This is a genomic window from Nonomuraea sp. NPDC048901 (assembly GCF_040649695.1).
Classification (GTDB): domain Bacteria; phylum Actinomycetota; class Actinomycetes; order Streptosporangiales; family Streptosporangiaceae; genus Nonomuraea.
Genome location: NZ_JBEZFW010000020.1, coordinates 166,543 through 185,311, shown reverse-complemented (window position 1 = coordinate 185,311; position 18,769 = coordinate 166,543). Strand labels below are relative to the sequence as shown.

The following is an 18,769-nucleotide window of genomic DNA, read 5'->3' as shown; positions in this document are numbered from 1 at the left end:
CGGCAGCGCGCTCAGCCGCCGCCTGGCTCGACGGCCTGCTCCCACATGGACTTCATCTCGGCGAACCCTTGCTCCATGATCCCCACCATGGCCTCCCGGGCCCGCTCGCCGTCGCGCCGCTGGATCGCCTGGGCCACGTCAGTGTGCAACTGCAACGCCTGCTCGTCCGGGTTGTGCGGCATCAGGTGGTAGTGGTGCCGGCCGGCGAGCACCTCGGCGACGATCAGCTGCAGTTTCGCGAACATCTCGTTGCCGGAGCCGGCCAGCACCCGCCGGTGGAATTCGATGTCCAGGGTGAGGAAGCGCGGCTCATCGCCGGCTTTCCCCGCGGCCCACATCTTGGCCGCGAGGCCGACCAGCTCGCTCGCCTCGTTGTCGTCGATCCGCTCGGCGGCCAACCAGGCGGCGTGCGGCTCGATCGCGGTCCGTAGCTCGGTGATCGAGCGCATCTGCGCCATCCGCCCGGCCGAGGCCAGCCGCCAGCGGATCACCTGCGGATCGAAGACGCTCCACCCCTCGGCGGGCTGGATCATGATCCCGACGCGGCGCCGGGTCTCGATGAGTCCCATGGATGCGAGCACCCGTAGCACCTCGCGGATCACCGAGCGGGAGACCTGGTAGCGGTCGACCAGGTCGTCGATGCTCAGGACGGAACCGGCGGCCACATCGCCGCTGCAGATGGCGGTGCCGAGGTGGTCGAGGATGCGTGCGTGTAGCCCAGTCTCGGGAGGGGAGGGCTGGGTTGGGGCACCCTCGGGGGAGGACTGATTCACGGCATAAAGCATATCAGTTGAAGGCCAGCTCTTGAATAAATCCGCTTTTTTGTCCTAGCATCCCGGAATTAAGCCGATGTTACGAGAGTGTGGCGCTCTTCCGGGCGGCGGCCATGACAGAAAGGCGAGATGACGTGCAACGTCGATCGATATTCAGTACTTCTCTGGCCGTGGTTGTCGCCATGAGCCTGTCCGCTTGTGGCGGTGGCGGTGACGACAGCGGTGCGTCCAAGACGGTCCGGGTCACCCTGGCCAACCACGTGTGGACGGAGAACATCAAGAAGAGCCTGCCCGACTTCGAGAAGCAGACCGGGCTCAAGGTCGAGGTCACGCAACTCGGCGAGGACCAGCTCTCCGATCAGTACAACGTCAAGCTGAACGCCGGCTCGTCCGACATCGACGTGATGATGTACCGCCCCTTGCAGGAGGGGAAGCTCTTCGCCAAGAACAAATACCTGACCGACCTGTCGGACCAGGTGAAGGCCAACAAGGACTGGGACTTCAGCGACTTCCAGGCCGGCCCGGTGGAGGCCACCACATACGACGGCAAGCCGGTCGGTGTCCCGATCATCACCGAGCAGGAGGTCCTCTACTACCGCAAGGACCTGCTCGCCAAGGCCGGCCTGAGCGCCCCGCCGAAGACCCTCGACGAGCTGAAGGCCGCCGCCGCCAAGGTCAAGGCGGCCCAGCCGGACGTCGCGGGCTTCGTCGCCCGTACCGGCAAGTCGCCGGCGGTCACCCAGTTCTCCAGTTTTCTCTACAGCTTCGGCGGCGACTTCGTGGACGGCAGCGGCAAGGCCGCGGTCAACAGCGACGCGGCCAAGCAGGCGTACGCCTACTACGGCGGGCTGATCAAAGACTCCGGCCCGGCGAACGTCAGCACCGATATGGGCTGGCCCGAGGCGATGGCCATCTTCACCCAGGGCAAGGCCGCCTTCTACACCGAGGCCAACTCGCTCTACAAGAACGCCACCGACCCGGCCAAATCCAAGGTCGCGGACAAGGTCGGCTTCGCGTCGTTCCCGGCCGGCCCGGCCGGTTCCAAGCCGTACAACATCCCGTCATGGGCGCTGGGCATCAACTCCAGCTCGGAGAACCAGGGCAACGCCTGGATGTTCATCGAGTGGGCCACCGGCAAGGACCAGACGCTCAGCCAGCAGACGTCCGGCGTGCCGGGCGCCCGTAGCTCCGTCTGGGCCAACCCGCAGGGCACCTCGACCTTCCCGAAGGACCTGGTGGAGGCCATCAAGGCCAGCACCAAGGCCGGGGTGGGCCATGACCGGCCGCTGGTCGTGAAGGTTCCCGAGGCCCGCGAGATCGTCGGCCAGCCGATCGTCGACGCGATCACCGGCAAGGACGCCGCGGCGGCCGCTGACACGGCCAACGCCGCATTCCAGAAGTTCCTGGACGACGAGGCCAAGTAAGCATGGCAACGATCACCACCGCCAAGCCGCCGCGCAGCGCCCCGACCGCCTCCCATACGCCCGGCTGGGTGCGCTGGGTCAATGACCACCGCAAGTGGCTCTTCGCCGCGCCCGCGATGACCTTCGTCACCGCGCTGATCGTGTTCCCCCTGGCCTGGACCGGCTATCTCAGCCTGACCGACGCCGAGGGATCCGTCCGCGCGGAGAGCGAGTTCGTGGGCTTCCAGAACTACCTCGACGTCTTCACGGACACCGCCCGGTTCTGGCCCGCCGTAGGACGGACCGCCACGTTCACGGTGGTCGCGCTGCTGTTCGAGGTGGTCCTCGGGATGGCGATCGCCCTGCTGCTCTGGCGGCCGTTCAAAGGGCAGAGATGGGTCCGGGTCGCCATCCTGATGCCGCTCGTCGCCACCCCGGTCGCGGTCGGCATGATGTGGCGGCTCATCTTCGACCCGAACATCGGCATGGCCAACCAGATCCTCGGCTGGGTCGGCATCGGGCCGCAGCCGTGGCTCGCCGGCCAGCACACGGCCCTGCCCACCACGATCTTCATCGACGTGTGGCAGTGGACACCGATGGTGACGCTGATCCTGCTCGCCGGGCTCACCTCGCTGTCGGACGAGCCGCAGGAGGCGGCGCGCATCGACGGCGCCAGCACCTGGCAGCGTTTCCGGCACGTGACCCTGCCGCTGCTGGGACCCACGCTGACCGTGGCGATCCTGCTGCGCGGCATCGACGCGCTGAAGACCTTCGACATCCTCTACGCCACGAAGGGCCGCGGCGGCGGTTCGTTCCACGAGGTAGAGACGCTGAACGTGTACGCCTACGGCCTCAGCTTCGATTACAACGAGTACGGCGTCTCCTCCACCGTCCTCATCCTCTTCTTCCTGATCATCATCGGGGCGATGTGGGCCCTGACCGCCCGGCGCAAGGAGGCCAAGCGATGAAGCCCCGTCCCGCGTACCGGGTGTTCCGGGTGGTGGCACTCACCTTCGTGGTGCTCTCGCTGCTCGCGCCGCTGCTGTGGATGATCGCCGCGTCGTTCAAGACCAACGTCGACATCTACGATCCGGGCAAGGCGCTGGCCTTCTCGCCCACCATGGACAACTACGCCAAGGTGCTCCGGCAGGCCAACTACGTCGAGTTCATCCTCAACAGCCTCTGGGTGGCGTTCGCCGCCACCGTGGCGTCGCTGATCCTCGGCCTGCCGGCCGCGTACTCGATGAGCCGGTTCAACATGAGGAAGTCCGCGCTGGTGGTGCTGATGGCCCGGGTCATCCCCGGTGTCTCGCTGCTGGTGCCCTGGTACTACGTCTTCTCCAACCTGAAGATGGTCGGCGGCTTCGGGGTGCTGATCCTCAGCCACATGTTCGTCGCGCTACCGCTGGTGGTCTACATCATGATGGGCTACTTCGACAGCCTGCCCGAGGAGCTGGAGGAGGCGGGGCTGGTCGACGGGCTGACCCATATCGGCGCGTTCCGCCGCATCCTGCTGCCGCTGTCCGTACCGGGTATCGCCACCGCTGGGATTTTGTCCTTCATCTTCTCCTGGAACAACTTCATGTTCGCGCTCGTGCTCTCCGACGCGGACACCAAGACCCTGCCCGTGGCGATCTTCGACTTCGTCGGCTACGCCAGCATCGACTGGGGCGGTCTGATGGCCGCGGCCACCGTGGTCACCGTACCGATCATGCTGATCGCCTTGTTCGTGCAGAAGTACGTGGTCTCCGGCCTCACCGCCGGCGCGACAAAGGGCTGACCGGCATGACGACCATCGCCCGCATAGAGACCTTTCTCGTCGCCCCCCGCTGGCTCTTCGTCCGGGTGGAGACCGCCTCCGGGATCGTCGGCTGGGGTGAGGCCACCTGCGAAGGGCGGTCCGAGACCGTCCGCGCCGCCATCGACCAGCTCGCGGAGCTGCTGATCGGCCGGGACGCGCTGCGCATCGAGGACCACTGGCAGGTGCTGACCAAGGGCTCGTTCTACCGGGGCGGTCCGATCCTGGCGAGCGCCGTGGCGGGCCTCGACCAGGCCCTCTGGGACATCGCCGGCAAGCACTTCGGCGCCCCGGTGCACCAGCTGCTCGGCGGTCCGGTACGAGACCGGATCCGGATGTACGGCTGGGTCGGCGGCGACGAGCCCAGCGAGGTCCGCGACCACATCGCCGCCCAGGTCGAGGCCGGGCTCACCGCGGTGAAGATGAACGCCTCCGGCAAGATGAGCCCGGTCGCCTCGGTCGCCGAACTGAACGGCGTGGTCGCCCGGGTGGCCGCCGCCCGCGAGGTGCTCGGCGACGACCGCGACGTCGCCGTCGACCTGCACGGGCGGTTCACCCTGGCCAACGCCCGCCGTCTGGCGCCGCTGCTGGAGCCGTATCGGCCGCTGTTCCTGGAGGAGCCGGTCGTCCCGGAGAACTCACACCTCATCGGCGAGTTCGTCCGCTCGACCACCATCCCGGTGTCGACGGGGGAGCGGCTCTACAGCCGGCAGGAGTTCCTGCCCGCCCTCCAGGCCGGCATCGCGGTCGCCCAGCCGGACCTCTCCCACGCCGGCGGCATCACCGAGGTACGCAAGATCGCCACCCTCGCCGAGGTGTACGACGTGCAACTCGCCCCGCACTGCCCGCTCGGCCCGATCGCCCTCGCGGCCTGCCTGCAGATCGGCTTCGCCACGCCGAATTACCTCATCCAAGAACAGAGCATCGGCATCCACTACAACCGCGGCGCCGAGGTGCTCGACTACTGCCTCGACAAGACCCCGTTGGCTTTCGTGGACGGGTACGTCGAGCGGCTCACCGCGCCCGGCCTGGGTATCGAGGTCGACGATCAGGCGGTCCGCTCCGCCGGCAAAACAGGACACGCCTGGCGCAGCCCCATCTGGCGGCACCAGGACGGTTCCTACGCGGAATGGTGAGCGTGATCCCTCGACTTCTCCGCCACCACCTTTGAGAAAGGCATCTGCGTGAAGATCATCGCAGCGGACGTCGTCGTCACCAGCCCCGACCGCAACTTCGTCACCCTCAAGATCACGACGGATGAGGGGATCAGCGGGCTGGGAGACGGCACACTCAACGGGCGGGAGCTGGCGGTCGCGTCGTACCTGGCCGACCACGTTGTCCCCCTCCTGCTCGGGCGAGACCCGCATCGCATCGAGGACACCTGGCAGTTCCTCTATCGCTCGGCGTACTGGCGGCGAGGGCCCGTCACCATGGCCGCCATCGCGGCCGTGGACGTGGCGCTATGGGACATCAAGGCCAAGGCCGCCGGGATGCCGCTCTACCAACTACTCGGCGGAGCCTCCCGGAACGGGATCATGGCGTACGGGCACGCCTCGGGCCGGGACCTGCCAGAGCTGTTCGACTCGATCCGCCGGCACCTGGAGATGGGTTACCGTTCGATCCGGGTGCAGACCTCCGTACCTGGCATCAATGCCGTGTACGGAGTAGCCGCCCAGCCCAGTGTCGACGGCAGGCGGTACGACTACGAGCCGGCCCAGCGCACGGCGCTGCCCGCCGAAGAGGACTGGGACACCCGCGCCTACCTGCGCCACCTGCCCGGCGTCTTCGAGGCGGTGCGCAACGAGTTCGGGCCCGAGCTGCCGCTGCTGCACGACGGGCACCATCGGATGACCCCGATCCAGGCCGCCAAGCTCGGCAAGGCCCTTGAGCCGTACGACCTGTTCTGGCTGGAGGACTGCACGCCGGCCGAGAATCAGGAGGCGCTGCGCCTGGTACGCCGGCACACCACCACTCCGCTGGCCATCGGCGAGGTCTTCAACACCGTGTGGGACTACCAGACCCTGATCCGCGAACAGCTCATCGACTACGTCCGCTCCGCCGTCACCCACACCGGGGGGATCACGGCCATGCGGAAGCTGCTCGACTACGCCGCCCAGTACCAGATCAAGTCCGGCATCCACGGCCCGACCGACATCTCGCCGGTCGGCATGGCCGCCGCCCTGCACCTGGACCTGGCGATCCACAACTTCGGCATCCAGGAGTACATGCAGCACGGCCAGGCGACCAACGAGGTGTTCCAGCAGTCGTTCAGCTTCACCGACGGCTACCTGCACCCCGGCGGGCTGCCGGGACTCGGCGTGGAGCTCGATGAGAAGGCCGCGGCGCGCTTCCCGTACCAACCGGCGTACCTGCCGTTCAACCGGCTCACGGACGGCACCGTCCATGACTGGTGAACGCGGGGGTCCTGCCGACGCGATGATCCGGGCCATGGGCGAGTCGACATATGATCCTTTGAGCTGATGTTCGCCCGATTGTCGAAAGGCCGCCATGACCCACCCCCTCAGCCGGCGGTCCGCCCTGCTGGGCACCTCGGCCGTGGCCGGCCTCGCTCTTTGGGACAGACCAGCCGAGGCGGCCGGCCCCGCCACGGTCGGTGCCGCCACGTTCGACGCCGCGCGTGAGCGGTGGGTGAGCCTGCTGGCCGGCGGGTCGTACGACTCGGTCTACACCGACAAGGCGCAGGCGGTCGACGGCTCGGCCAACGCGGTGCTGCGCAAGCTGAAGCCCGACGCCGGCCGCCCGAGCCTGTGGCCCGACCTGCCGCTCGACGACCCCCGTACGGGCAACTTCAACCGCGCCTACAACCGCATGCGCACGCTGGCGCTGGGCTGGGCCACGCCGGGCACCACCATGCACCGGGACGGGCGGGTCGCCGACACCGCGATCATGGCGCTGGACTTCCTGTACAAGCACGCCTACCACGAGGGACTCGACCGGCGGGGCAGCAACTGGTACTGGTGGGAGATCGGCGTCCCCCGCGCGCTGACCGACACCTGCGCCCTGCTGTACGACGGCCTGCCCAAGGACCGCCTCGAGCGCTGGCTGCGCCCCCTGCGCCGCTGGTGTCCCAACCCGGAGCGCCGCGTCAGCCACCCCGGCGTCGTCGAGACCGGCGCCAATCGGGCGGGCAAGGCCACGGCGGTGGCGATGCGCGGATTGCTCACCCACGACGCCCGCCTCGTCAAGCGGGCCAGGAACGCGGTCTCCGACCTGCTGCGGCCGACCAGGGGCCCGGGCGACGGCTTCTACCGTGACGGGTCGTTCATCCAGCACGACGTGTTCCCCTACAACGGCAGCTACGGCGTGGACTATCTGGAGAGCGTGGCCAAGCTGATCGCCATGCTCGCGAGGTCACCGTGGGAGATCACCGGCATCGGCAACGTCTACGACCTCGTGGATCGCTCGTTCGCGCCGTTCATCTTCGACGGGCTGATGATGGACTGCGTACGCGGCCGGCAGATCTCGGTGCAGGGCCACCGTGACCACCACTCGGGGGAGAAGGCGGTCGAGTCCATCCTCACCCTGCTGGAGGCGGCGCCCGAGCGCTACGCCCAGCGCTGGCGACCGCTGGTGAAGGGCTGGATCGTCCGCAACCAGGCCGCCCCCACGCTCGCATCGCTGGCGAGCATCGCCGGGGCCAAGGCCCTGCTGGAGGACTTGTCGGTGCCGGTCGGCCCGCGCATGACGGGCACGTACGTCTTCGCCGACATGGACCGGGTCGTGCACCGCCGCCCCACCTGGGCGTACGCGATCGCGATGAGCTCGGAGCGCATCGGCGCGGCCGAGGCCATGAACCAGGAGAACCTGCACGGCTGGTACACCGGCGACGGCATGACCTACCTCTACACCGCCGACCTCACCCACTGGAACGACGACCTGTGGCCGACGATCGACCCGCACCGGCTGCCGGGCACGACGGTCGACACGCGCAAACGCGCCGACCTCTCCCACAGCAAGCGCCGCCTGCCACCCACCCCGTGGGCGGGCGGCGTGGCACTCGACGGCGAGTACGGCGTGGCGGCCATGAAGCTGATCGCCGACGGCTCCTCGCTGCGGGCCAAGAAGGCGTGGTTCCTGCTCGATGACGCGGTGATCGCCCTCGGCACCGGCATCGCCGCCTCCGACGGCCGCCGCATCGAGACCATCGTGGAGAACCGCAACACCCACGACTGGCATCCGCCGCTGACCCGGGGCGACGGCTGGGTCCACCTGTCCGGTGTGGCCGGCTACGCGCTGCTCGACGGCGCCGACGCGAAGGTGATCCGCGAGCAGCGCACCGGCCGCTGGCGCGACATCGACAAGGGCGCCACCACCGGCGGCGACAACACCCCCGTCACCAGGCACTACACGACGATCCTGCTCGACCACGGCGTCGATCCGGGCAAGGCGCGCTACGCCTATGCCGTGCTGCCCGACGCCTCCATCGCGCAGACCGCGGCTTACAGGCAGCGGATCAAGATCCTCGCCAACTCCCGGACGGTGCAGGCCATCGCCCGCGACAACGTGCTCGCCGCCGTCTTCTGGCGCGCGGGGACCGTCGAGACCGCGGACGGACCGCTCCACGCCGACGGCCCCTGCACGCTGCTGATCCGCCGCGACCACGGGCGGGTACGGCTCGCGGTCTCCGACCCGTCCAGGACCGCCGACGAGGTGAAGATCACGCTGCCCTGGCGGGTGAAATCGGTCAAGAAGAGCGACCGCGGCGTGCGCAAGGCCAAGCGCTCGGTCAAGGTGGAGGTCGGTCGCAGCCGCGGACACGCCCACACCGCGGTGGTGCACGTCTGAGGCGCTGAAGAGCAAGTCATCGTTGGCGCTCGCGAACTTTCCCTCGTGCCGCAGCGACGAACTACGAAGTAGACCATTACGGAGGCTGTAGATGACTTCGCCCTTGACTGTGGAACCGCCGTTAACCCGTCCGCACCGGTCCCGGCGGCTGAAGGGACTCGGGCTGATCGTTCTCGGCATCGCGCTCGGTGTGGCGCTGTCCGTCGCGGTGCGGTGGCCGCGGACCGAGGTGGTCTATCGCAGCGACCAGCCGGCCACTGTGGCCTACGACGACGATTCGAAGCATCTGCTGGCTTTTATTCGCCGGAGCGCCCTTATCGGGGAGTCGCACCAGATCTTCGTCGGCCGGGATCCCAGCCTTTCTTACGGCCATTGGGTGGACATCGAAACGTCCGCCGACTCTGTCAAGACGACAGAGTGGACGACCGCCGGGGTACGGGTGCTTTTCGACACCGGGCACGAGCTCTTCATCCCCGCCAGGTACTTCATCGGCGGAAGGTGACCCCGGGCCGTCCAGAGGCGGGGTTCGAGCTGTTCAGGGGCAGCCCCGCGAGACAGGCTCGCCAGACTGGCTCGCCCGGCTGACCGGCCCGGCCCGCCAGTTATGGGCGCGCGAGCTCGGTCAACGTGCGGGCGCGCAACAGGCGCGGGTGCAGGAGTTCGGCTCGCTGCCTGGGTACGCCGGCGGCGAGCGCGGCGTCAGTGAGCGCGGCCCCGATCCATTCGAGGTCGACGCTCCGGCCGTCATCCTGCCTGAGCAGCGGCTCTCCGGGGGGACGGCTGGCGCACAGCGCGCGCAACAGGTGGCGGACCTCCGGCGACACCGGGAACGCGACGATGCCATCACGACCGTCGCGCAAGGTGATCAGGGTCAGCCGGTCGGCGGGGGCGGAAGGGCGGACATCGTGGGCGGTCAAAGCGGCCAGCGCCTCCACGGAGGCGCCTGTCGCCTCCAGCAGCGCGACGGCGAGCGCCTCGGCCCACCGGCCGTCGTCGGCCAGCCGCCCGGCACCTGCTCGCAGCAGGCGCCGTTCGGCCGGGGTGAGCGGGGGCGTGCCGGTCACGCCGCGGTGAGACCGATCCGCGCCGGTTCGCCGGGCGAAGGCGTAGAAGGAGGCCAGCGTGGCGCGTCTCCGGATCACCGTCGCCCTGGTCAAGGGCTTGCCGGACGCGCGTACGCCGGTCGTGAGGGCGGTGTAGCAGTAGGCGTCCAGTTGAGCCTCGGCGGCGGTGAGCAGGTCGAGGGCCGGCTCGGCGGTGTGCAGCCAGCGCAGGAACGAGGCCAGGACCCGCAGCCGTGTCTGCCGCAGGGGAGCGGAGGGCTTCTCGCGCAGCCAGGCCGTCACCGTACGCCGGGTCCGCGGATCCAGTGCGTCCACAAGGCCGACGTCGGCCGCGGGGACCTCGCCCCCATCACCAGGGCGCAGGCGCGGTCGTAATCCCGGGATCTGCCCGACGCCGACCGGCTCTGGATGGCTCGCTGGTCTCATGGGGTCGCCGCCGGGGAAGGGAGACGCGAGGCCGTCCCCGAACGTGTGCGGGACTCGCGGGGTGGTCTCCGCTTCGACCATGCTCAGCACGCGGCCGACGCCGCGACCAGGTCGGCGTTGAACATCGCGGCAGCCTCGCCGGCCGACCTGGAGGGGTGAAGGACCGGACGGCCCGTGCCTGACAAACCCATCATGATCTCGATCATCTCATGGAGCGTCGCCAACAATCCTCGCCTGACCCGGTGGACAGCGGCTGTCAGCTTTGAGCGCAGCCGCCGGACACCACCGGTGGATTGTGCCATGTGTACAGCCGGGAGGCCAGGTCAGCGCGCGCTCGCCGCCGCTCGGCTCAGTGGAGGGTGCTCGGCGGGCGGACTCTTCAGGACGCCGCCGAGGGTGAGCCGCAACAGCCGGCGAGCGCTGTCGGGATCGCCGTCGGAGGCCACGGAGATGGCGTTGGTCAGGGTCATGAGGTCGTGGGTCGTCGCCTCGGTACGCAGGACGCCCGCTTCCTCCGCGTCCGTGACCAGACGCGTCGCCGCATCATGTATCAGGCCGTGGCAGCTGTCTTCCGCGGCGACGGCGCATTCGGGGGCTGACATCAGGGCCGTCGCGAGTCCGCGTGTGGTCGCGGTGTACGTCGTCACTTCCTCGAGCCACGCGGCGAGCGCGTCGCCGGGAGCCAGGCTGTCGGCGAGTGCTTGGGCGCGCCGGCTGAGCCGTTCCACGCCCTCGTGGAACACCGCGTTGAGCAGGTCATGTCGCGAGGGGAAGTGCCGGTGCAGGGTGGCTGAGCCGACGCCCGCGCGGCGCGCGATCTCTTCGAGCGAGGCCTGTGCGCCGTCCCGTCCGATCACCGCCTCCGCGGCCTCGAGCAGTCGCCGGCGATTGCGCTGCCTGTCTGCCCGGCCCGCCGGACCTGCCGCGTTCATCGTTGCGCTCACCCTTCACTGGACAAACGGTGGGACCCCCCATATCGTAGCGTCTGGAAAAGCGGGGTGCCCCTCCGTTTATGGGGCCGCTGGAGGCATACATGTCGGATTCATCATTCGTGCTGGTCACAGGGGCGACCGGTCGGCAGGGCGGGGCGACCGCGCGGGCCCTGCTCCGAGCGGGAACGGACGTGCACGCTCTCGTACGCGATCCCACCTCGCCGCGCGCACAGGAGATCGCCGCTCACGGTGCCACGCTCGTGCCGGGCGACCTGGAGGACCCGGCTTCGTTGGTGGCGGCCCTCGACGGGGCCCGAGGCGTGTTCTCGATGCAGATGCCCGACCTCGCCGATCTCATGGGCGACTCCGAGGTGCGGTACGCCGGCAATCTCGCCGCCGCGGCGCAGAAGGCCGGCGTCGAACAGATCGTGCATACCTCGGTGTCGGGGGCGGGCCGCCGCGAACCGATCGACGAGGAGCGATGGGGGGCCCACATGGGGCACTATTGGCGCAGCAAGGCCGCCGCGGAGCAGGCGATGCGTGACGCGGCGACCCGCTACACGACCATCCTGCGCCCAAGCACGTTCATGGAGAACCTCCTCTACCCGTCGTTCTACTTCCCTGACGGGCGGCCGGACCATCTGCTGGTCGCCATGGATCCCGAGGTTCCCCAGCCCTTCGTCGCCCTGGACGATATCGGCGTCGCGGCCGCGGCCGCGTTCGCCGACCCCGAGCGGTTCGACGGCGTGGAACTGGAACTCGCAGGCGACCTGCTGACCTTCCGCGAGGCGGCCGCGATCCTCTCCGAGGTCCGCGGAAAGCCCATCACCCTTCCCGCCGACCCGTCGGAGGCACAGGCCGCCGGTCTGCGCAGCGAGTTTGTCCTGTCGCAGCAGTACGCCAGCCTGCACCCCGCACCGGCGCGTCCCGAGTTCGCCCACGCCCTCGCGATCCCGACCACGACCTTCACCGACTGGGCCCACGCCACCCTCTGACGGGCCTGTCGATCGGGTATCCGGGCGCTATCGCCGCTGCCGTGAGCTAACCGCTGTGTGACGGCGTACGGAAGAGGCGTTCGATGATGGTCTGCCAGCTGTCGGCCAAGGGGATGGAGGCCGGGGTGGGGTCGGCCGGGAAGGGCCGCGACATGCCCAGGTAGAGCAGGATCGGGCCTTCGAGGGCGGCGGTGAGCTGGACGGCCAGGCTGTCGAGGTCGGCGATGTCCAGGAGTTCGTCTTGGTGCGCCTGTCCCAGGAGCATGCGGATGTGCAGCCGGGAGAGGTTGTGCTCGCCGACGGGGACGGGCTGGTTGCGGTCCAGGGCCGCGCGGACGATCGCGTGGTGGTCGAGCAGAAAGGCGATGCGGGCCCGGCCGTAGGCGATCAGCCGCTGCACCGGGTCGGCTCCGGGGCCGAGCGGCGGTGGCCCGCCCATGACGGCCTGCTGGAAGGCACGGTCGTCCTCGTCCACCAGGGCCTGGAAGATTCCCGCGCGGGTGCCGAACCGGCGAAAGACAGTCCCTTTGCCCAGGCCGGCCCGTTCGGCCAGGCCGTCCATGGTCACCTTCTCCACCCCGTGCTCGGCGATCATCTCGCGGGCCACCTGGAGCAGTTGCAGACGGTTGCGCGCCGCGTCCACCCGTTCCGGACGGGGACGACCGAAGGGCACCACAGGGAGATCCACAAGTTCTCACCCTACCTCTGGAATATAAAGCGGGGTAAAGTCCGCTTATGCTGAAGCGAGTCGCGGGGCCGGCACCCAGGCCAGACCGCCGCCGACACCGTGGAGCCGCATGGCGCGGCACCTTAAAGGAGATGATCATGAGTCTGTTCCGGCTGGACGCCAGCATCCTTCCCGGCGCCTCTTCCAGCGCCGAGCTCGCCGACCTCGTTGAAGCCGAGTGGACCGCGACCCGGCCCGGCGTGCCCGTGGTGCGCCGTCACCTGGCCACCGACCCGCTGCCCGCCGAGGCCTGGGCGCTCGCGGCGACCGCGGGGTTCACCCCTGAGCCCGACCGCACCCAGGCGCAGCGTGACGCGCTCGCGCTGGCCGTGCGGCTCGCGGCCGAACTGGAGGCGGCCGACGCGGTTCTGCTGGCCGTGCCGCTGTACAACTACGGGGTCTCCCAGCACTTCAAGACCTGGGCCGACCTCGTCATCGCTGGAGCGGGCACCGGCACTCCGGTGCTGAAGGGCAAGCCGACCGTGCTGGCCACCGTGCGTGGCGGCGGCTATGGGCCCGGGACCCCGCGTGAGGGCTGGGACCACTCCACCCCGTACCTGACGCGGGTTCTGAGGGACATGTGGGAGGCCGACCTCACCGTCGTCGAACGTGAGCTCACCCTCGCCGCCACCAACCCGGCCATGGAATCGCTGCGCCCGCTGGCCGCGCAGCTTCACGGCGACGCCCTCGCCGCCGCCCGCGACGCCGGCCGAGAGCTGGCCGCCAAGTAGCCGCGCCGCCGGCTCGCACGGGCCAAGCGCTCCGCGGCCGCAGCCGTACTGGCCAAGCGCCGGCCGCCGCCAGGGTCGCCCCGTGGTGCTCGGGGCGGCCCTCACCCTTACTCGAACCTACTCAAAGAGGGACGGGTCTCCCGTGCCTCGACGAAGAATCTCGGGCTCACCCTGCGAGAGGTCCACGACGGTGGTCGGGGTGGCGCCGCACTCGCCCGAATCGATGACCGCGTCCACCACGTGATCGAGCCGCTCCTTGATCTCCCAGCCCTGCGTCGCGGGCTCGGTCTCGTCGGGCAGCAGCAGGGTGCTCGACAGCAGCGGTTCGCCGAGCTCGGCCAGCAGCGCCTGGGTGACGATGTGATCAGGGATCCGCACGCCGACCGTCTTCTTCCGGGGGTGCAGCAACCGCCGCGGCACCTCCTTGGTCGCGGGCAGGATGAAGGTGTATCCGCCCGGAGTCGCCGCCTTGACCAGCCGGAACACCGCATTGCTCACGTGAACGAACTGGCCGAACTGCGCGAAGTCCCGGCAGACCAGCGTGAAGTGATGATTACTGCCGAGGCTGCGGATCTCCCTGATCCGATCGATGCCCTCCTTGTTGCCCAGCCGGCACCCCAGCGCGTAGCACGAGTCCGTCGGGTACGCGATCAGCCCATCGGCGTTTAACGACTCGACGACCTGGCTGATCAGGCGAGGCTGGGGGTTGTCCGGGTGCAGAGCGAAATACTTGGCCACACCTCGGATCTTAGAAGCGAACACCCCATCGCATGACACGCGCCCCGGCGCAGTGCCGCGACGTCGCTGGGAATGGGCACTGGTCGAGCAGGATCACAGTACCCACCGCCTTCGCGGTCCGCTTCACTGGCTGAGCCCAGGCGATCCGATGACATTCCAAGGTGGTACACGCGTGGCTGTGGCAATCCTTCCCATCGACGGCGATGGCGAGGACGGACGGGCTTCCGGCGGCTCCCTGCTCTTCCAGATTCTCGGTCCTTTACGGCTCTGGCGGGGTGACGTCGAGTTGAGCACCGGCCCGCGGCAGCAGGCCTTCCTGCTGGGCCTTCTCCTGGCCAGGGAAGGACGGCCGATCAGCACCGACGAGCTGATCGATCTCATCTGGCAGGATGATCCGCCGGCGAGTGCCCTCAACGTCATCCACAAGTACGTCGGGTCGTTGCGCCGGCTGCTGGAGCCTGAGCTTCCGGCGCGAAGTTCCGGCTCGTACCTGGAGCGGCGTGGCAACAGCTACCTGTTCTCAGCGGCAGCCGGGACACTGGACCTTGTCGTGTTCCAGAACCTGGTCGAGGCCGCCCTGGTGCAGGAGCGCCCTGAGGCGGCTCTCGACTGTTACGTGGAAGCGCTGGGACTCTGGCACGGCTCCGCGGGCGATGGGCTGGGCCAGGGATCGGCCGCGACGTCGATATTCGCGAGGCTGGACGGCCAGTTCTTCGACGCGTGCACGGCGGCGGCCGAGCTCGCGGTGTCGCTGGGCCGGCCGGAGCGGCTGCTGCCTTCCCTGCACCTGGCTGCCAGGATGGCGCCCTTGCACGAGCCCGTGCAGGCGAGCCTCATCTCCACGCTGGGCGCCGCCGGGCAGCAGGCGGAGGCGTTGTCGGTGTTCCGCGCGGTCCGTGCCCGGCTCGCCGAGGATCTCGGCATCGATCCTGGCCAAGCCCTGGCCGCCGCGCACCGGCGGATGCTGGACCAGAACCCGACGGCGACCGAGACAGTGACCGTACAGCCCTCGGCCGGACACTCGCCCGCACCGGTACGGGCCCCCGCGAGATCCGCGACCTCGTCCGGAGATGTCCTGGTCGGCCGAGCGGAGGAACTGACGGTGCTGCGGCAGGCGATCGAGCCCGCCTTCACCGGAGGCACGGGGCTCATCGTCCTGGAGGGCGAGCCGGGGATAGGCAAAACGCGGCTGCTGGAGGAGCTCACCGCCGAGGCGGAGGCGCGTGACGCCGCCGTCGTCTGGGCCCGCTGCCTGGAAGGCGAAGGAACGCCGTCGATGTGGCCGTGGATCCAGGCAGTCGGCGCGGTGCTGGACGAGTTGCCCGGCGCGGCGCGAGAGAGATGGCTCGCCGGCGAACTCGGCGACCTCCTGGAGCCGGACGGCGACGTCCTCGGCGAATCGGTGGCACCCGACGCGGGCGCCCAGTTCCGCTTGTTCGAGGCGGCCGTCGCCGCCATCGGCCAGGTCGCGGCGCGGCGGCCACTGGTGCTCGTGATCGACGACCTCCAGTGGGCGGACGTCGCGTCACTGCACTTGTTCAGCCACCTGGCGGCCCGGCTGCCGACCGGGACCGCCATCATCGGAGGGCTCCGCGACCGCGCGCCCGTACCCGGATCGGCACTGACGCGGACGCTCGCCGCGGCGAGCCGGGCGCCCGGCCACTTCCGTAGCCGGCTCGGTCCTCTCGGCTCGGCCGAGGTGGCCGAGCTCGTCCGCCGCGAGACCGGCCAGGATCCAGGCCCGGAGACCGTCCGCGGCATCTATACGCGTACGGCCGGCAATCCGTTCTTCGTCCGGGAGCTGGCCCGGCTACTGGCTGACAGCGGCGCGCTCGTCGAGGGCGCCGGGGCGCGAGTGGGAGTGCCCTCCACCGTGCGAGACGTCGTCCGCGACCGGATGGCCGGACTCGACGACTGCGCCAGGAACCTGCTCCAGATCGCCGCGCTGATCGGCCGGGAGGTGGACCTCGGTCTGCTCGCCGGCGTCGCCGACCTTGACGTACAGACCTGCCTTGATCGTCTGGAGCCCGTGGAAGCGCTCGGCCTGCTCGAACCCATACCGGGGAACCCGTTTTCGTTCCGCTTCTCGCACGATCTGGTCCGCGAGTCCGTCTCCGAGACCACGCCTGCCGGGCGGGCGAACCCGCTTCACCTGCGGGTCGCCGACACGCTCGACCGTACCGACTCCTCCGGCGACTACGTGGCCGAGCGCGTCGCCCACCACCTGTGGGCGGCCGGCCCGCTCGCCGACCCGCGCCGGACCACGGCGGCGCTGGTACGCGCGGGCCGTCACGCGGCGGCCAAGTCCGCGCTCGAGGCCGCCGAGCGACAACTGCGGCTGGCCGTCCGGGTGGCGCGGACGGCCGGCCTCGCCGACGCGGAGCTGCCCGCCCTGTCCCAGCTGATCGCGGTCGTCGGGATGCGTGAGATGTACGGCACGTCGTCGGTGGATCTGCTGGAACGCGCGGAGCACCTGGCCCGGATCCTCGGCCGGGAACTCGACGCCATCGTCCTGCTCTACTCCCGCTGGGCGGCCCACGCCCAAGCCCTCGAGAACGACCGCAGCGGGCTGCTGGCGCGCCGGTTGCTGAAAGAGGGTGAAGCGTAGGCCGAGCCGCTCGTACGCGCGTACGGGCTGCAGGCGTGGGGACTTCAGCAGTTCAGTGACGGAAACATGGGTGAAGCGTTCCGTCGCCTGACCGAGGCGAGCCGGATCCTGCTGACCCGCGTCGTCCGGCGCGAGGAGGATCCCGTCTGGTACGACCTGCAGCTGCTGATGATCGGGATGCTCGCGGAGGCGACCGCGATGCACGATGACATCGACGGCGCGCGATCGTTGCTCGACCGGCTGGCGGCCCCCGGCGACGCCCCGTTCACGATCACGGTCTGGGCCGCCCACGCGGCAAGGATGGAAGCACTGATCGGCGACCCGGTACGGGCCTTGCGCGCGGCGGAACGCGGGATCGCCGCGGACCCCGACTTCTCCTTCGTGTTCCTCGGCACCTACCAGCGGCTGGTTCGGTGCTGGGCGCTGGCCATGACCGGCAGGGATCCGGCCGGCGCCGCCGCGGAGGCTGAACGGATCATCGCCACGAACCTCCTCGATCCGCCTCGGGCCAGCGTCTCGACCTGCTACGGGCATCTGTGTGAGATGTGGCTGGCCGCCGGCGCGCTGGACAAGGCCGCCGCGGCCCTCGACAGGGCCGACTCCTGCCTCGACCTCTATGGCCAGCGCTACGCGGAGGGCCTGCTCCTCCTGCTGCGGGCGCGACTGCTGCTGGCCGGAGGGGAATCCGTCGCCGAGGTGAGGGCCGTCGCGGAGAGGTGCCGCACGCTGTCCACCGAACGCGGGACCCACCTGTTCGCACGGCGCGCCGAAGAGTTCCTGGCCACGCTGGACGATGGGCCGGTCGCCCACTGATCCACGCGGATCCTGAAAAGGGTCGAGCGGCGAATTCAGTAAATATTCACTCGTTATCAAGACGCTTATTGAGGACTCCGGTCGGCGGGCGCGAATTCCACTTTCTGTTCAGTATTCGTCAAGAACGTATCTGCCCTTGTAGAAGCCCTGTGGCATTGCTCACATGCCGAATGTGTATTTTTACGCAGAACGACCACTATCGTCTTTCATATGGTCTGCAGCGATCAAAGAGTCACAACTGCCAGTCAAAAAGGAAAGGCAATGATGAGCACGTTAAAGCAGGCGGGCAACGGACGGATCTCGTGGCGGCGGGTAATTGGTGGCGCGGCGGCGGCCGGCGCGGTCGCGGTCGTGGCCGCCACCGCGGTGACCGCCACGCCCGCGGCCGCCGCACCGGAATGGCGGTTGCCCCACTCCGCCGAGGTGGTCACGGCGCCCGCCGCGCACAGCCGCGCTCCCATGACCAGCGCGTCCAGGAAGTACTACTTCGCCGCCGGGCTCCTCGGAAGGAACGAGGTTCGCGAAGCGGGCAAGAAGGTCAATGACCCGGACGGCGTGGCCGTTGCCAAGTTCCGCATCAACGGAAACCGCTTCTACTACTTCGTCCAGTGGAGGAAGACCGGCAAGCCCACCGCCTTCCACATCCACCGCGGCAAGGCGGGCGTGAACGGTCCCGTCGTCATCGACCTGCTGTCCAGCGGCACCATTCGTGGCAACACCAGCTTCGGCTCCGTTCGCGTCAAGAGCAGCCTGCTCAGGGACATCAAGAAGAACCCGAAGAACTGGTACGCCAACCTGCACACCGCCCAGTTCCCCGACGGCGCGGTCCGTGGCCAGCTCCACAAGGGCGGCCACTGGTAAATAGCCTTCTACGGCCGGGCATTCCACGCCGTGGTCGTCCATCACGCGGTAGACGTCGTTCTTGATGTCATCCCATGTGTACGGCTGCGCCGCG

Annotated in this window: 18 protein-coding genes; 12 read left to right on the top strand and 6 right to left on the bottom strand. The window is 69.2% G+C overall.

Translation table 11 applies throughout. The features are described from left to right. Positions 1 to 11 precede the first annotated feature (11 nt). Positions 12 to 773 (bottom strand): FCD domain-containing protein, encoded by a 762-nt coding sequence (locus tag AB0C30_RS47220; protein WP_357956666.1) that lies wholly within the window; start codon positions 771 to 773, stop codon positions 12 to 14. Between the two features lie 182 nt (positions 774 to 955). On the opposite strand from AB0C30_RS47220, the gene AB0C30_RS47215 reads away from it, so the two are divergent. From AB0C30_RS47215 to AB0C30_RS47185, 7 genes are all read left to right on the top strand, one after another. Continuing rightward, on the top strand, positions 956 to 2,197 hold the full coding sequence (locus tag AB0C30_RS47215) for a sugar ABC transporter substrate-binding protein (protein ID WP_357956664.1): 1,242 nt from the start codon (positions 956 to 958) through the stop codon (positions 2,195 to 2,197). A 2-nt stretch (positions 2,198 to 2,199) separates the two neighbouring features. Further along, a complete protein-coding gene (locus AB0C30_RS47210; RefSeq protein ID WP_357956662.1) occupies positions 2,200 to 3,144 on the top strand; it encodes a sugar ABC transporter permease in 945 nt (314 codons plus the stop codon). Further along, positions 3,141 to 3,956 (top strand): carbohydrate ABC transporter permease, encoded by an 816-nt coding sequence (locus tag AB0C30_RS47205; protein WP_357956660.1) that lies wholly within the window; start codon positions 3,141 to 3,143, stop codon positions 3,954 to 3,956. Before AB0C30_RS47210 ends, AB0C30_RS47205 begins: the two co-directional genes overlap by 4 nt. 5 nt (positions 3,957 to 3,961) lie before the next feature. Continuing rightward, entirely contained in the window at positions 3,962 to 5,110 is a 1,149-nt protein-coding gene (dgoD, locus tag AB0C30_RS47200; protein WP_357956658.1) for a galactonate dehydratase, read from the top strand. Positions 5,111 to 5,158: 48 nt separating this feature from the next. Beyond that, the gene (gene manD, locus AB0C30_RS47195) at positions 5,159 to 6,388 is read left to right on the top strand and encodes a D-mannonate dehydratase ManD (RefSeq protein ID WP_357956656.1); all 1,230 of its coding nucleotides are present in this window, start codon (positions 5,159 to 5,161) and stop codon (positions 6,386 to 6,388) included. Between the two features lie 94 nt (positions 6,389 to 6,482). Then, positions 6,483 to 8,780: a polysaccharide lyase 8 family protein gene (locus tag AB0C30_RS47190; RefSeq protein ID WP_357956654.1), complete on the top strand. Its 2,298-nt coding sequence runs from the start codon at positions 6,483 to 6,485 to the stop codon at positions 8,778 to 8,780. Between the two features lie 91 nt (positions 8,781 to 8,871). Then, a complete protein-coding gene (locus AB0C30_RS47185; RefSeq protein WP_357956652.1) occupies positions 8,872 to 9,282 on the top strand; it encodes a hypothetical protein in 411 nt (136 codons plus the stop codon). A 100-nt stretch (positions 9,283 to 9,382) separates the two neighbouring features. On the opposite strand, the gene AB0C30_RS47180 is transcribed toward AB0C30_RS47185, so the two are convergent. From AB0C30_RS47180 to AB0C30_RS47170, 3 genes are all read right to left on the bottom strand, one after another. Next, positions 9,383 to 10,351, bottom strand: coding sequence for a hypothetical protein (locus tag AB0C30_RS47180; RefSeq protein WP_357956650.1), 969 nt, complete (start codon positions 10,349 to 10,351; stop codon positions 9,383 to 9,385). 2 nt (positions 10,352 to 10,353) lie between these two features. Next, positions 10,354 to 10,476: a hypothetical protein gene (locus tag AB0C30_RS47175; RefSeq protein WP_357956648.1), complete on the bottom strand. Its 123-nt coding sequence runs from the start codon at positions 10,474 to 10,476 to the stop codon at positions 10,354 to 10,356. Positions 10,477 to 10,593: 117 nt separating this feature from the next. Beyond that, positions 10,594 to 11,202 carry a helix-turn-helix domain-containing protein gene (locus AB0C30_RS47170; RefSeq protein ID WP_357956646.1) on the bottom strand — a complete coding sequence of 203 codons (609 nt, stop codon included), beginning with the start codon at positions 11,200 to 11,202 and terminating at the stop codon, positions 10,594 to 10,596. Between the two features lie 101 nt (positions 11,203 to 11,303). Here AB0C30_RS47170 and AB0C30_RS47165 point away from each other — a divergent pair, with 101 nt between their 5' ends. Next, the gene (locus tag AB0C30_RS47165) at positions 11,304 to 12,197 is read left to right on the top strand and encodes an NmrA/HSCARG family protein (protein ID WP_357956644.1); all 894 of its coding nucleotides are present in this window, start codon (positions 11,304 to 11,306) and stop codon (positions 12,195 to 12,197) included. 46 nt (positions 12,198 to 12,243) lie between these two features. On the opposite strand, the gene AB0C30_RS47160 is transcribed toward AB0C30_RS47165, so the two are convergent. Continuing rightward, entirely contained in the window at positions 12,244 to 12,885 is a 642-nt protein-coding gene (locus tag AB0C30_RS47160) for a helix-turn-helix domain-containing protein (RefSeq protein WP_357956642.1), read from the bottom strand. Between the two features lie 137 nt (positions 12,886 to 13,022). Here AB0C30_RS47160 and AB0C30_RS47155 point away from each other — a divergent pair, with 137 nt between their 5' ends. Further along, positions 13,023 to 13,655, top strand: coding sequence for an NAD(P)H-dependent oxidoreductase (locus tag AB0C30_RS47155; protein WP_357956640.1), 633 nt, complete (start codon positions 13,023 to 13,025; stop codon positions 13,653 to 13,655). Positions 13,656 to 13,772: 117 nt separating this feature from the next. On the opposite strand, the gene AB0C30_RS47150 is transcribed toward AB0C30_RS47155, so the two are convergent. Next, the gene (locus AB0C30_RS47150; RefSeq protein WP_357956639.1) at positions 13,773 to 14,393 is read right to left on the bottom strand and encodes an L-threonylcarbamoyladenylate synthase; all 621 of its coding nucleotides are present in this window, start codon (positions 14,391 to 14,393) and stop codon (positions 13,773 to 13,775) included. A 172-nt stretch (positions 14,394 to 14,565) separates the two neighbouring features. On the opposite strand from AB0C30_RS47150, the gene AB0C30_RS47145 reads away from it, so the two are divergent. The 3 genes from AB0C30_RS47145 (at position 14,566) to AB0C30_RS47135 (ending at position 18,675) form a co-directional block, all read left to right on the top strand. After that, entirely contained in the window at positions 14,566 to 17,001 is a 2,436-nt protein-coding gene (locus tag AB0C30_RS47145; RefSeq protein WP_357956637.1) for a BTAD domain-containing putative transcriptional regulator, read from the top strand. A 66-nt stretch (positions 17,002 to 17,067) separates the two neighbouring features. Then, positions 17,068 to 17,814: a hypothetical protein gene (locus AB0C30_RS47140; RefSeq protein ID WP_357956635.1), complete on the top strand. Its 747-nt coding sequence runs from the start codon at positions 17,068 to 17,070 to the stop codon at positions 17,812 to 17,814. 261 nt (positions 17,815 to 18,075) lie between these two features. Continuing rightward, a complete protein-coding gene (locus AB0C30_RS47135) occupies positions 18,076 to 18,675 on the top strand; it encodes a CHRD domain-containing protein (RefSeq protein WP_357956634.1) in 600 nt (199 codons plus the stop codon). The last annotated feature ends 94 nt before the right edge of the window (positions 18,676 to 18,769 follow it).

Coding starts and splice junctions, on each gene's coding strand:
- AB0C30_RS47140 (WP_357956635.1), top strand. CDS start 17,068: ATGGGTGAAGCGTTCCGTCGCCTGACCGAGGCGAGCCGGATCCTGCTG.
- AB0C30_RS47165 (WP_357956644.1), top strand. CDS start 11,304: ATGTCGGATTCATCATTCGTGCTGGTCACAGGGGCGACCGGTCGGCAG.
- AB0C30_RS47215 (WP_357956664.1), top strand. CDS start 956: ATGAGCCTGTCCGCTTGTGGCGGTGGCGGTGACGACAGCGGTGCGTCC.
- dgoD (WP_357956658.1), top strand. CDS start 3,962: ATGACGACCATCGCCCGCATAGAGACCTTTCTCGTCGCCCCCCGCTGG.
- AB0C30_RS47135 (WP_357956634.1), top strand. CDS start 18,076: ATGATGAGCACGTTAAAGCAGGCGGGCAACGGACGGATCTCGTGGCGG.
- AB0C30_RS47205 (WP_357956660.1), top strand. CDS start 3,141: ATGAAGCCCCGTCCCGCGTACCGGGTGTTCCGGGTGGTGGCACTCACC.
- AB0C30_RS47180 (WP_357956650.1), bottom strand. CDS start 10,351: ATGGTCGAAGCGGAGACCACCCCGCGAGTCCCGCACACGTTCGGGGAC.
- AB0C30_RS47155 (WP_357956640.1), top strand. CDS start 13,023: ATGAGTCTGTTCCGGCTGGACGCCAGCATCCTTCCCGGCGCCTCTTCC.
- AB0C30_RS47210 (WP_357956662.1), top strand. CDS start 2,200: ATGGCAACGATCACCACCGCCAAGCCGCCGCGCAGCGCCCCGACCGCC.
- AB0C30_RS47170 (WP_357956646.1), bottom strand. CDS start 11,202: ATGAACGCGGCAGGTCCGGCGGGCCGGGCAGACAGGCAGCGCAATCGC.
- AB0C30_RS47185 (WP_357956652.1), top strand. CDS start 8,872: ATGACTTCGCCCTTGACTGTGGAACCGCCGTTAACCCGTCCGCACCGG.
- AB0C30_RS47175 (WP_357956648.1), bottom strand. CDS start 10,476: ATGATCGAGATCATGATGGGTTTGTCAGGCACGGGCCGTCCGGTCCTT.
- AB0C30_RS47190 (WP_357956654.1), top strand. CDS start 6,483: ATGACCCACCCCCTCAGCCGGCGGTCCGCCCTGCTGGGCACCTCGGCC.